General features: G+C 54.6%; 11 protein-coding genes. 10 read left to right on the top strand and 1 reads right to left on the bottom strand.

Going from position 1 to position 13,897, the window contains the following annotated elements; genetic code table 11:
* From RMSM_RS12425 to RMSM_RS12450, 6 genes are all read left to right on the top strand, one after another.
* Nucleotides 1-402 (top strand): DUF1571 domain-containing protein (locus RMSM_RS12425; protein WP_040766074.1); only part of this gene is annotated, 402 nt, incomplete at its 5' end.
* Nucleotides 403-948: 546 nt separating this feature from the next.
* A complete protein-coding gene (locus RMSM_RS12430; RefSeq protein ID WP_008696239.1) occupies nt 949-1,305 on the top strand; it encodes a YbaB/EbfC family nucleoid-associated protein in 357 nt (118 codons plus the stop codon).
* A gap of 5 nt (nt 1,306-1,310) precedes the next feature.
* Nucleotides 1,311-1,910, top strand: coding sequence for a recombination mediator RecR (gene recR / locus RMSM_RS12435; RefSeq protein WP_040766081.1), 600 nt, complete (start codon nt 1,311-1,313; stop codon nt 1,908-1,910).
* Nucleotides 1,911-2,113: 203 nt separating this feature from the next.
* Entirely contained in the window at nt 2,114-3,610 is a 1,497-nt protein-coding gene (gene rpoN / locus RMSM_RS12440) for an RNA polymerase factor sigma-54 (protein WP_052031606.1), read from the top strand.
* An 84-nt stretch (nt 3,611-3,694) separates the two neighbouring features.
* On the top strand, nt 3,695-6,112 hold the full coding sequence (locus RMSM_RS12445; protein ID WP_008696245.1) for a DUF1592 domain-containing protein: 2,418 nt from the start codon (nt 3,695-3,697) through the stop codon (nt 6,110-6,112).
* A 19-nt stretch (nt 6,113-6,131) separates the two neighbouring features.
* Entirely contained in the window at nt 6,132-7,418 is a 1,287-nt protein-coding gene (locus tag RMSM_RS12450; protein ID WP_040766077.1) for a DUF1552 domain-containing protein, read from the top strand.
* Nucleotides 7,419-7,512: 94 nt separating this feature from the next.
* On the opposite strand, the gene RMSM_RS12455 is transcribed toward RMSM_RS12450, so the two are convergent.
* A complete protein-coding gene (locus RMSM_RS12455; protein ID WP_008696250.1) occupies nt 7,513-8,967 on the bottom strand; it encodes an alkaline phosphatase D family protein in 1,455 nt (484 codons plus the stop codon).
* Between the two features lie 280 nt (nt 8,968-9,247).
* On the opposite strand from RMSM_RS12455, the gene RMSM_RS12460 reads away from it, so the two are divergent.
* The 4 genes from RMSM_RS12460 to RMSM_RS12475 all read left to right on the top strand — a co-directional run.
* Nucleotides 9,248-9,676: a hypothetical protein gene (locus RMSM_RS12460; protein WP_008696252.1), complete on the top strand. Its 429-nt coding sequence runs from the start codon at nt 9,248-9,250 to the stop codon at nt 9,674-9,676.
* Nucleotides 9,673-11,880 carry a hypothetical protein gene (locus RMSM_RS12465; RefSeq protein WP_008696254.1) on the top strand — a complete coding sequence of 736 codons (2,208 nt, stop codon included), beginning with the start codon at nt 9,673-9,675 and terminating at the stop codon, nt 11,878-11,880. The genes RMSM_RS12460 and RMSM_RS12465 overlap by 4 nt, the downstream gene beginning before the upstream one ends.
* Nucleotides 11,877-12,845 carry an ABC transporter ATP-binding protein gene (locus RMSM_RS12470; RefSeq protein WP_008696256.1) on the top strand — a complete coding sequence of 323 codons (969 nt, stop codon included), beginning with the start codon at nt 11,877-11,879 and terminating at the stop codon, nt 12,843-12,845. The genes RMSM_RS12465 and RMSM_RS12470 overlap by 4 nt, the downstream gene beginning before the upstream one ends.
* The coding region (locus tag RMSM_RS12475; RefSeq protein WP_008696259.1) for an ABC transporter permease at nt 12,842-13,897 on the top strand (1,056 nt) is incomplete at its 3' end. The genes RMSM_RS12470 and RMSM_RS12475, both read left to right, overlap by 4 nt.

A 13,897-nucleotide genomic window follows, 5' to 3' on the forward strand; every position in this document is an offset into this window, starting at 1 on the left:
GATGGCATGTTGGCGATGCGAGGGCAACGCTACCCGATGACTGAAATCGGTATCGAAAACTTGATCGTCAAGCTGATCGAACGAGGCCAACAAGCCAAACAATGCCCCGACGTTGCTTGCGAATTCCGCAAAAATGCACGGATCAAAGACCGCACTTGTACCGTGCTGCATGTGACTCAGCCAACTCGTACCCCCGGTGCCGAATTCCATCAAGCTCAGATTTTCATCGACGACGAGCTGAACTTGCCGATTCGTTATGTGGCCTACGACTGGCCAAAACGTCCAGGAGCTCCTTTGGAAGTGATCGAAGAGTACACCTACCTCGATCTGAACGTGAATGTTGGTTTGAGTAATGCTGACTTTGACCAGCACAACTCGGCCTACAACTTCCACTCGAAGTAACGTTCGAGCCCCGTCGGGACGCGGAGCCATCACGATCTTAACCCGACGCATTCGTTTTGCAGTTGCGTTAACGCATTTGCGGGCGAGTCGTAGATCGGATCAAGGACGCAGGATCATGCCGGATCAGCGCAAACGGTAGCCTATTCGCATGGGCCTCGGCCCCTTATGAGATCCACAAACGGCGTCCGCCGATCCGGCATTGACGCCGTTTGCTTGAACCGGCCTATTAATAAGCACTTCTTCCAGGGCCAAACCGGCCCCATGCCATCTGCTTTGGCACCCCTTGGGTGATGTTCGCGTCGTGGGATTCGCCAGAATTCCTGTATTTGCTGTTGAGGCACCTGGAACTCTGGCGAGTCCCACTACGGCAGTAGATGACATTGGCCAAGCGGCCCATGGGGGGCGATTCTCTTCTCGCCTGACCACGCGCCCATTTCCTACGACTCTGATTAGAATCGCAGGTGTTGGGAATCGTTTGCCAACGGTATACAATTCGCACTCAGCGATCGTCTCTTTCCTGCATTCTCTAATTTTTAAGCGTTCAATATGTTCAAAGGACTTGGCAATCTCGGCAACATCGCGTCGATGATGGGTTCGTTCCAAAAGCTGCCTGAAAAAATGCAGCAGCTCAATGACCAGATGAAAGTCGCGACGGTCACGGGAACGGCATCGGAAACCGACGTCACCGTATTGATGAACGGGTTGGGGCATGTTCAATCGGTGCAAATCCGCGGCGAGTATTCCAGCGAAGTGATTGAGATGTCGGTACTCGAAGCGACGAATGAGGCAGGCGCGGCGGCGAAGCAACTTTACGCCGACGGTATTTCCCAGATGGTTGCCGACATGGACATCAACATCCCCGGACTCGATGGCATCTTGGCAAACTTGACCGGAGGCGGTTGATCACGATGAGCAATCATGCCGGCGCCGTGTCGGAATTAGTGGAACAGTTGGGGCGTTTACCTGGAATCGGACGCAAGAGCGCCGAACGTTTAGCGTTCCACCTGCTGCGGGTCAGCGAGCACGAGGCACTCGGATTGGCCGACGCGATCCGGCGGGTCCGCAAGGACGTTCGTTACTGCTCGGCATGCTTCAATTTGTCGGAAACCGAGCTGTGTTCGATCTGCTCGGATCCCAATCGCGACAACACACGGATCTGTGTCGTCGAGCAGCCGCGTGACCTGATGAGTCTGGAACAATCGAGTGCCTATCGAGGCGTCTACCACGTGTTGCTCGGCCGAATCGCCCCGCTGGACGGAATTGGCCCCGATCAATTAACCATCGATCCGCTGGTTGAACGCGTACGCAAAGGGAACTTTGTCGAAGTCATCATGGCGACGAACCCGACGGTTGAGGGAGACGGAACTTCCCTGTACATCTCAAATTTATTGAGTGAATATCCGGTCGAAGTCACCCGTTTGGCTCGGGGAATCACGGCGGGAAGCGTGTTGGAGTATGCCAATCGCGAAATGATCGCGGACGCATTGACGGGCCGGCAAAAACTATAGTACCAACACGCTATACAAACTTTTCTTGGCCAAAGCCGCATTTTTCTCGCCAATGGCACAGCGAGTGCTGGTAGAATTGCGGCGCACCGATTGCCCGTTCCCCACCGATCGCCAGACCGATCGCCAGACCGATCGCCAGTTCGCTGGTTTGGGGACAGGCGGTGCCAGGATTCCACCTCCTCCTATTTTCAGAGAATGCAACGATGCGGATGTCGATGGGTCTTCAGGCCCGGCAAATGCAGGTTCAGAAGTTGGCTCCTCGGATGATCCAGTCGATGGAGATTCTGCAACTGCCCACGCTGGCTTTGCAGGAGCGTATTGAGCAGGAGATGAATGAGAATCCGCTGCTCGAACAACAGGACGTCGACCCCACCGAGCCGGATCGATTGGACGACGACGCTCCGTCGGCCGATACGCGTAGCGAAGACGAAAAGGAACTTGTTGTCGACAACGACCACGACAACCAAGACGATTTCGAACGCTTGGAAAAGATGGTCAATGATCTGCCCAGCACGTTTGATGACTCGTTCCGTCGCTCGTCCAACCGCATGCAGGACGATGCCGATCGCCGTCATGACTTGATGGCCAACGCCCAATCGCGGCCTGAATCGCTGAACGATTTCTTGCTTCATCAACTTGCCGAAATGGACATTGATGATCGCGTTGAAAAGTTGGCCGAACGAATCATCAGCACGCTTGATGCGCGGGACGGTGGCTACCTTCGCACCCCGTTGGTTGATTTGTTGTCAGCCGGACACAGCGAAGAAGACCTGCATCTGGCCGAAAAGGCGCTCGGTATCGTGCAATCGCTTGAACCTGCTGGGATCGCCGCACGCGACCTGAGCGAATGTCTGATGAATCAACTCTCCCCTGCGATTCCTCATTACGAGGAAATGAAGACCCTGATTCGCTCGCACTTGATCGATTTGGCCGAGAATCGCTTGCCTCAAATCGCCAAGAAAACGAACTTTACAATTGAACAGATTCAAGAAATCCGCGAAGAGCTGCATCTGCTCAACCCCAAACCGGGCGCGGCATTTATGGAAACCTACGTTCCCAATGTCACCCCCGATATCATCTTGGAACAAGACGAAGATGGGGAATACAAAGTCCGGCTCGATGACGACCGCGTCCCAACGCTGTTCATTAGCGATTACTACCGCAGCCGACTGCAGGACCCCAACAGCACGACCGAAGAACGCGAATTCATCAAACAGAAAATCAGCAGTGCCCAGTGGCTGATCGACTCGATCGAACAGCGACGCAGCACGCTGACAAAAGTCGCTGAAGCGATCGTTGAACATCAAAAGAAGTTTCTCGACGAAGGCCCCGAGGCAATCGAACCGCTGAAAATGCAACAGATTGCTGACAAAGTGGGCGTCCATGTGACCACGGTCAGCCGAGCGGTCGACGACAAATGGATTCAAACCCCGCGAGGCATCCTGCCCTTAAAACGCTTCTTCGTCGGAGGCACGCAAACCGAAGCTGGCGATGACGTGGCTTGGGATACGATTCGACTGAAGCTGCAAGAATTAATCGACAAAGAAGACAAGAGCAATCCTTACAGCGACGAGCAACTTGTCGACGAGCTGAAAAAGGCCAGCATGACGGTCGCCCGCCGGACGGTCACAAAATACCGAAAACGGATGGGAATCCCTAGCAGCCGCCAGCGACGTGACTGGTCACTTGTTAAAAAGTAATCAGGAATGTGAATGAGACGCTAGGGACGGCTGAATATCCACCGTGACGGTCGCCCCATGCCTCAACCCTTCGGATCCCTCCTGATGCTAGTCCTGCTGACCGTGGGACTAGCAGTTGGCGTTGCAAACGCTGCCCCACCTGTCAATGCTTTGGCAACGCAAATATCGTCGACATCCGAGACACAGCTTGCTGCGTTTTTCGAGCGACACTGCGTCGAGTGCCACAGCGGATCGGAAGCGGAAGCGGGCATTCGGATCGATGATTTGACCGCGTCCTCACCGACGCCAACCGATTTGCCGGCGTGGTCCCGCGTGGTCGACGCCATCGAACACGGCGAGATGCCACCGCCCGATTCGCCGCGTCCCGATTCCGCAGAGTCATCCGCAGCGGTCCAGCAGATTATCGACCAGCTCGCCAGATTCTCATCGGAAAAACCGCGATCGCTCCGTCGGCTGAATCGCCGCGAGTATGAAAACACGATCCATGATCTACTTGGGATCGATGTGCCGCTTATGGATCTTTTGCCCGAAGACCAGTCGGTGCAAGGATTCGACAACGTCGCCGATGGGCTGAGCATTTCGTCGGTGCTGCTAGAGCGTTACCTGCAAGCAGCCGACGTTGCCTTTGACGCAGTGATTCGACGTATCAAGCCGCTGCCCGCAGAAACGCGTCATGTCCAACTGATGCAGGTTCGCGAGAACATCGAATCGGTAAAAAAGAAGAAGGGGGGAACGATCGAGGTAGAAAACTCGTTCGTCAAATTTACTCCCGGTTGGCCTCCGGCGCGACTCGACGCGGTGCATCCAATCGAAGACGGCGTCTACCGCTGTCGCGTCGCCGTGTGGCCGCATGATCCTGGGGACCGAACATTGTCGGTCGCCATCTATACCGGATCGCTGTTTGGTCCCGAGACTCGCAAATTCATTGGCATTTTCGATGTTACGGGCACACCGCAGACCCCACGCGTGATTGAATTTACCACGGCGATGGACGAAGGGCATTCGATTCACATCGTACCCCGGATTTGGCCCGAGCACGTGACGTGGCGAGACAAACATGAATCACGTCCGGGCGTTGGCATCGCTTGGGCTGAAACGCATGGCCCGCTCGACCAGAGTTTCCCGAGCGAAGCTCAAAAGCAACTCTTCGGCAACCTCGATTCGATCACGATGGTCCCCGAGCAATCCATCTACATGCGTCACCGCAAAGGCGTTCAACGTCACGTGGTCGAATCGTCCCAACCGGCGGACGATGCCGAGCGGATCATTCGCAATTTGGTGCCGCGTGCATTTCGCCGCCGCGTTGATGAATCCGAGATCGAACCGTTCGTTCGTTTGACGCTCGATCGACTGCAATCAGGCCGCACGTTTGAACAGGCGGTGCGGGCGGGCGTCACCGCTGTACTCTGCTCACCTCAATTCCTGCTGGTCAATCGCGATCCTCAGGTGGATAGCTACACGATTGCATCACGGATGTCTTATTTTCTGTGGTCCACGATGCCCGACGAACGATTGCTTGAACTGGCTGCGTCGGACAAACTGCGTGACCCGAAAATCCGCATGGCGGAAGCCGAGCGGATGATGCGCGACCCGAAAATCGAGCGATTCGTCGAGAATTTCACCGGGCAGTGGCTCGACCTCCGCGACATCGACTTCACCACGCCCGATGGCAAATTGTATCCCGAATATGATCCGCTTCTGATCGAAGCGATGCTCGGAGAAACTCGCCACTTCTTTGCCCATATTTTGCGAGAAGATCTCAGCGTCGCAAATTTCATTGACTCGGACTTTACCTTTTTGAATGAACGGATCGCGAAACATTACGGCATCCCAGGCATCAGGGGCAATGAAACGTTTCAGCGTGTGGAGCTTCCAGCAGCGAGCGTGCGAGGCGGAGTGCTGACGCACGCCAGCGTGCTAAAGGTAACGGCCAATGGCACCACGACCTCGCCTGTGCTCCGCGGAAATTGGGTACTGACCAATTTGCTTGGCCGCACCGTACCGCCACCACCGCCCGGCGTTGCCGCGGTCGAACCCGACATTCGCGGCGCCACGACGATCCGCGAACAGTTGAGCAAACATGTATCGATCGGTTCCTGCGCGAGCTGCCACAAACGCATCGACCCCGCGGGATTCGCACTGGAACATTTTGATCCGATTGGCGGCGAACGAACTTGGTATCGATCGCTCGGTGAGGGAGAAAAAATTCCCGAGAAGCGAATTTCTTATCGCAAAGGCCCCACCGTCGAAACCGCATCGCAGTTTGCTGATGGACGTTCATTCGACGATTTCCAACAGTTCCGTGAATGCTTGTTGCAAGACAAAACGTCGATCACGCGAGCGATCACGAGTAAGTTGTGCGTCTATGCATTGGGGCGCCGCATTACGCTTTCGGACCGTCGTGCGATCGATTCAATCGTCAATCAAGCAAGCCCCCGCGGTCACGGATTACGATCCTTGATTCAAGGAATCGTCGCGAGTGACTTATTTCTGCAGCCCTAAACTTAGAAAGCATCGTCTTATGCCCCTTCGGATAGATCGCCGGCAAATTCTCCGAGCCACCGGTGTCTCGATGTCGCTGCCGCTGCTGCAGACGTTCTCGCCCGCATCGACCGTCGCAGCAGATCCACCGGGACCCGCGACGGACCGAAGCACCGGTGACATCCGCCGCATGCTGATGATTTGCGCACCGCTGGGAATCCACACTCCCAACTTGTTCCCCAAAACTGCAGGCCCACGATACGAGGTGACGCCGTACTTGGAACCGTTACAGGCGGTTCGCAACAAGGTTTCAATCGTGTCGGGTTTGATGCATCCCGATGTCGACGGAGGCCATGCGGCAGAGAAAAGCTTCCTCACGGGCGCAGCCCATCCGGGGCAACCGAGTTTTCAGAACACGATCTCGGTCGACCAATACGCGGCGGAGCAAATTGGGCACCGCACGCGATTTAATTCGCTGGTGTTGGCGGCGAATCGATCGAGTCTTTCGTTCACACGATCAGGTGTGCAAATCCCCGCCGAATCGCGTCCTTCACGACTGTTTGCCAAACTGTTTCTCGAAGGCAACAAAGAAGAAAAGGCTGCTCAGATGCGACGGATCGAAGATGGGCAAAGCGTGATGGACCTTGTCCTTGACCAGACCCACAAGGTCCAGCGCGAGGTAGGTCGCGAAGACAACCAAACATTGGAACAATACTTTTCCAGTGTCCGAGAACTCGAGGTGCGGTTGGTGCAAGCGGCCGAGTGGTCAAAACGCCCCAAACCCACCGTCGATCGCAAGCCGCCGACGGACATCACCGATCGCGCCGATTTTACCGGAGCGATGCAATTGATGTATGACATGATTTTCCTGGCGATCCAAACCGACTCGACGCGGTTGATCACCATGATTGGCGCCGGCGGCAATGAAGTGGTCGCACTGGAGGGAGTCGACGACGGATGGCACAACCTCAGCCACCACGGTCGTGATCCCAACAAGATCGAAATGTTATCGATCATTGAGACAGAAGAGATGCGGCTGTTTGCCGAACTGCTGGAAAAACTCGAGAGTGTTCGCGAGGGCGACAATACGCTGTTGGACCAAACCGCCATCATGTTGGGATCAAGCCTCGGAAACGCATCGAGCCACAATAATACAAATTTGCCGATCATTGCCGCGGGCGGCCATTTTAAACACGGCCAACATCTCGCCTTCGCTCCCGATTCGCCGCCGCCACTTTGCAACTTGTTCGTCAGTTACCTGCAACACCTCGGCCTCGAAACCGATCGTTTCTCCAGCGGCACAAGTACCCTGACAGGACTTGGGTAACGTCAAACGGAAATGGACCGTCGTCGATTGAAGCGTAGGGCCGGTTCCTACTATGGCATTACCCAAACACCGCACGACATCCAATCGGGGATATTTATTGCTCTTTCTCGACTTCATGCATCAGCTTGCCATGGTCATCGTGAAATTGGATTTGCAATTTCGATTTGTCTTGCTCGGGGCTGACCGAGACGAAGAGAAAACCGCCCGTCGGCTCATCGTAGGTATACGGCTGCACAATTTTTCCGTCGGGATCGGTGCCACGCTTCGACCCCGGCGGCACACCGCGACGTGAATTTTCGTCGTTTAGCGCTCCGCAGCCAAACTCTTCCACCCCGCTCGGATGGATGCTGTGGTATTGCCAATGGCGATCGCCACAGAATACCATCAAATTGTCGATTTTCTGTTCGTTTGCCCATGCAAAAAACGAATCGGCTTCGTGTCGAAACCCACCAAGATTCGTGTGATTGTCTTTTTTGTAGGCGTCATCGGGCCCGACCATCGGTGTCGGGCTGATGATAATTTTCCACGCCGCATCACTTTGCTGCAGTGATGCTTCGAGCCACTCGCGTTGCTGTTTGCCCCACAGCGATTTGTCGGGGCCATCCGGCATACGATTGGGCGAGCGATAGTCGCGACCTTCGATAAACCACAATTGCAAATCACGACCAATCCGGTGCGTACGGTAGGTGCTCGAATCATGATCCTCGGATGCATGGATCGGCATTTGTTCGCGAAACAATTCGATTCCCGATTGCGGCGTGGGTTGCTTGTCACCCTGCATGTCCGCGTCGTTGAAGCGAAAATCGTGATCGTCTTTGGACCAATACGCGGGTGTCTTTGCAAAGAATTCAATCAGCCGGGGGAAACGAAACTGCTCGTGCCATTTCCGTCGCAACTCCGGCAACCGCTTTGCCGCCGCATTATTGGGTTTATCGTAATAGACGATATCGCCTGTCCCGATAAAGAAATCAGGATCGAGCTTGCTCATCGAAGCGAATACGGGATAACCAAGTTGCTTGTCTTGCGTGGTCGCGGTGACTGGACCGCCGCCATTAGATTTCCCGCGAATAAACGAATCGTAGTTCATGCAGCTGCCCATGCAAAACGTGACATCGGTCGTTTGATCCACGGCGGGCAACGTCTTGAATTCACGCACTGGACCGGTCCTCAGCGACGTGGACTCGGTGCCGATGTGAACGCGGTAGTAATACGTCGTATCGGGCGACAGCGATTCGACGCGACAGCGAACGATATAGTCATGCTCGGCTTCGGCGGCCAACCATGCTGTTTTCTTCGACGGATCGAAATCCACGTTTTGGGAATACTCGAACTGAACGGCACCTTCGGCCCCGGGGACGTCACCGTTTTCGTCAAGCCTTGGCCCCGGCACGCTCGTCAAACGCGTTTGCAGCAGCACCGATGTCGCGGTCGCTTCACCCGCGAATTCACCTTGCGCATGAAACGGAGCCGAGTCAGCAAAGACAGCTGGGACAAATCCTAGCGACGAAAAAAACAGTGTGGTGGCTAAAAAATGGGTTCGGTAGAACATTGCAGTCTAAAGCGGAGGGGGGGAGAGTAATGAAACGGGGATGTGGGCACAGGTTTGTCGCACGATGCATAGATTAATCGATCCCAGCAGCAAGGATTGAAACTGGCTTGGATCAAATTCCGAAAAGATCCTATTCGTCCCCAAACATCCACGGGGGGGATCGCAGACGTTACACTAGTCGTTGACGTCTGACCGCGTGGTTGGACGTCTGAACCTAATCCGCTTCGCACCAAGTCCGCTTCGCACCTAATCCGCTTCGTCCTGCTCGGTGGTCCTCATCATGCATCCGAACCCGCCGCCCCAAGGCCCGCCGCCAGAAGATCTGTCACCTAAAAACTGGCCGCCCGAAGACTTGCCGCCAGAATCATTGACCGTGGATGCCAAAGAGCAACTTTTGCGTGAGCGTTTGTTTCCTCAACTGTCGCTAAAATTTCTGTTGAAATTGACGGCCATCTGTGCCGCAGTAATGTGGGCGTTTCGCGCCGGCGCGATGGACAATCTGTTTTGGGCAAAATGTCTTAGCGTGGTTTTGATCACGGCAATGGCATGTTTCTTTGCCTACGCTGTGATGTTTTGCATCGCCTTTTTTCTGGCTCGAGTCAGCGGCGCGATCCTAGAACCGTTCCATCTGAATCAGCCGGTTCCGCCCACCCCTGCACCCCCTTCACTTCCATCAGCAACGTCAATTTCTGGAAAGGACAACGCGTGAACCGATTCATTCGTCTTTCGTTGCTGCTGTTTGCGATTTCAGTGGCAACGCCGCCGGTCAACCCACTCTACGCACAGTCCGACCCCAACGCACAATCAGTGGCCACGCTGCCTGCGAATCCACGCAAGGCTGGATTTTCGATGTCGGTTCAGATGTCAAAGGTTGCCGGCAATGGCTATCATCCCATCTATTTGAATTTCACTAGCCCGCTAGGAAGCTTTGCATCGGACCGAACCTTTGACGTCACCTTGTCGCCACAGAGCAATTATACCAGCGATTTGGACTTTAGCTTTCGTTGTCAATGTCACGTCAAACAAAAAACCACCGTCGGACGTTTTGTCGTGTATGTCCCCTATTACGTCCCCTGGGAAACGATCTTTATCGAAGTGCGTGACGATGGACGAAAGGTGGAAGGCGGTCGCCAAATGGCATTCGTCAATCAATTGACAGTCCACCATGCCGACCAAAAGACATCCGTTGGCATCATTCACCCGACATTAAAACAATTACCCGCATCGGGGTTGCCAGCGTTCCCGGATATCCGCACGTTGATTACGGTACTGGGCGACGGACCGATTGACGAAAGCACGGATGTCTCCAGACTCTCCCACACGCAATCGCTGCAACGCGTCGCGCAGATCCAACCGGCATGGGTTCAATTCCGTAACATCGCCCCCGAGTCGATGCATTCCTCGTGGCTGGGTTATTCACAGCTTGATGTCATCCTGATTCATGGCCCCACGCTGGAAATGATCGCCAACAGTGGCCCCCAAGACCAAAGGGATGCGTTACTTGACTGGGTCGCCAGCGGCGGGAACCTGTGGATCTATGACGCAGGCGGTCTGGCGTTGCCGTTTACGAATCTAGAACCGGTCGCGGCGGGCCGAGTCGTGACGCCCGCGAGAGTCAAAGGCAAGCTCAAACTGCAAGACCGCAATGACACCACGGAGCTCGAATACGAATCATGGTCGGGCGTTACCAAAGAATCCAATAATTGGCAGTGGCAACAGAACAACAACACGCTTTCAAATCGCCGAGAGATTTTTGACAAAATGGTCAAAGCCAATCATCCGTCGATTGAGAATATTTCCACAAAATCGATGGCATCGAAAATCAAAACCGCATCCTTTGGTCGCGGCACGGTCACCTCGATCGACGATGTCGATCCATTCCCTGGATCGTTCCAATTGTGGCAGACGGTCGCCGATCTGCATGGCAGACAACAACTGCGGTGGGTTGAACGAAACGGGATCGATGTCCGCTATGGCAATGACCATTACTGGAGTTGGTTGATCGAAGCGGTCGGCGGGCCCCCGGTCAAATTGTTTTTTCTGATCAACACCGTTTTCATCGTCTTGATTGGTCCGCTTAGCTATCGTTTTTTCCGCAAGAACGAGCGATTATACCTGTTGCTCTTTTCGGCCCCTGCACTCGCATTATTGGTCACCAGCGGTTTGTTCGTTTCTGCAATTCTCGCCGATGGTCTGGGAACTCGGTTGCGAGCCAGACAGATCACGTGGCAGGACGCCGAGGCGGGCTACTTGGTTCATAACGATCGCTTGACCTATTTTTCTGCGATGGGAAAAAGTAGTGGACTCTTATTCAACGAGGACGTTGCCGTGTTTCCCATTCTGAACAAACCTGCGGAGAATCGATATTACGGCGGTGGCCGTAACGGTGGAGCTTCTTACCATATCGAAGCCGGTGACGGCTACCAACAATTCTCGGGCCGATTCCTGCCCTCGCGATCTCAGGTTCAATATCAGTACCTTGAACCTCAGCAGGCCGCTCCGCTAGTCACGTTTTCTCGAACAAGCGGTGGTTTGACGGTGACCAACCAAACCGACCAACCGTTGTATCAAGTTGCTGCGTGTGATGATCAACGACAGCAATGGATCACGCAAACGGTTGCTCCCGGGGAAACGGTGACGATGAAATCACTGCAATCAGGATCCGCCGGTACCGAGTTGGGTGTTTCGCCAATGCAGTTGGCAAGCTTGGTTCCGCAACTTCGCCGCGCGTATTACAGTCGCGGCAGTACGGGATCGCAAGTTTCATTGACCGACCAAACGCTGAACGGATGGCTTGGCCAGCTTCCGGCAAATCAGTTCATGGCCACCACCGCCCTACGAGACGATTCGCTTGGCATTGATGACGTCGAGATCGAAGATAGCATTCATGTCATTATGGGGGCACTGAAATGATCGCGACGACCTATCAAGCGACATCGTATGCGGGCCCGATGATCGAACTGAATTCGCTTTGCCGCACCTTCGGAACCACGCACGCGGTTGACAATGTTTCGTTTGCGGTCCCCAAAGGCAGCGTGTTTGGCTATATCGGTCCCAACGGAGCGGGCAAAACGACCAGCATGCGAATCTTGTCGACATTGGAATTGCCGACTTCGGGCGAAGCGTATATCGAAGGACTCTCGAGCGTCAACGATCCCGACCGAGTGCGTGGCCGTTTGGGGTTCATGCCTGATGGTTTTGGAACGTACGGCGACACAAACTGTATTGAGTACCTTGATTTCTTCGCCCGCTCGTACGGTTTGGTCGGTCGCGAGCGAATTCGACGTTTGCGTTGGGTGATCGATTTTACTGGGCTTCGTCCGCTCGCTACCAAACCGATGCGAGGGCTAAGCAAGGGGATGCGGCAACGGTTATGTTTGGGGCGTGCCCTCATCCACGACCCTCCGGTGCTTGTCCTTGACGAACCTGCCGCAGGGCTTGACCCGCGGGCCCGAATCGAGCTGCGTCACATCATTCGCTCGCTTGCCGCAGAAGGCAAAACGATTTTGATTAGCAGCCACATCTTGACCGAACTTGCCGAGATGTGTGACCGCGTCGGGATCATCGAACGCGGACGATTACTGGCGACTGGAACCGTCGGCGAAATTCGCCGCACGTTGCAGCCACATCGTGAGATTTTAGTCCGCGTCGCCTCCGATGCTGCCCGTGCAGCCGAACTAATTTCACAACACGAACAGACCAAAGATGTGAAAACAGTCGATTCGATCATTCGATTTTCGATCGACGATGGCGACGCACCGCAAATCGAGATCCTGCGATTGCTCTGCGACGCTCGTGTCGATGTGCTTGAGTATTCGCCCTGCGACCACTCGTTGGAAGATGTTTTCTTGCAAGTCACGAAGGGACATGTGCAATGAGTAATTCCGCTTCGGTAGGAATGCCGCTTGAACTTCACAACGAGCCCATCATGGCAGATCCAGACGACGAACACCCGCTGCTTCGCGACACCGACCGCCCCGGGTGGTGGGGATGGATCGACAAACAAAGCGAAAGGGTGTCGCGTCATTTAAATCCAATCTTGATCAAAGAAGCACGTCAATCGCTAAAGAGCCGGCAATTTGCGGTGACCTTTTTTCTATTGTTGATCACGTCATGGTTCTGGATGATCATCGGCGTGGTCACACTTGCACCCGATATCTATTTTGTGCCGTCGGGCGCCGATTTGATGTCGGGCTATTATTTTCTGCTTGCCATTCCGATGATCGCGATGGTGCCGCTTGCCGCCCACCGATCGCTGGCCGCCGAACTAGACGAAGGCACCTACGAATTGCTGGCGATCACGAGGCTGACGTCAATGCGAATCGTGACAGGCAAACTCGGAAGTGCGGTCCTGCAAATGCTGGTCTACTTTGCCGCGCTCGTTCCTTGTTTTGCGTTCTGCTATCTGCTGCGTGGCATCGACATGGTAATGATTAGCACCACGATCGTGTTGGTGTTTGGTGTTTCGATTTTGTTGACGACATTTGGATTGCTGCTGGCCACGGTCGTGCAGAATAGAGCAGGTCAAATTTTCACACTGCTAGTCTTGCTCGGCGTGATTGTGTTTTCGGAATTTCTGTGTGGTGCGTTCGTGCTCGAAGTCATCTTGGGCCAGCAGATTTTCTGGAATGCCGAGGGAGTGGTGTTCACGTTGCTGTTTTCGGCGGTAACGGTTTCTTGCATGGTCATGTTTGTGCGTGCGGCCGCAGCCCGGATTGCTCCGATCACCGAGAATCGCTCGACACGACTGCGTTGGATCATGTTCGCTCAGCAATTGATTTGGATCGCCAGCATCGCGACGCTAGCCCTGTGGTATTCAGAAGAAGAAGTGCTCGAGTTTGGGATTATGATCCTGGGCGGCTACTGGCTGTTGATGGGCACGTTGATGCTTGGCGAGTCATCCGAATTAAGCCCGCGGGTATTGCGAACG

The sequence above is a fragment of the Rhodopirellula maiorica SM1 genome, assembly GCF_000346295.1.
Classification (GTDB): Bacteria; Planctomycetota; Planctomycetia; order Pirellulales; family Pirellulaceae; genus Novipirellula; species Novipirellula maiorica.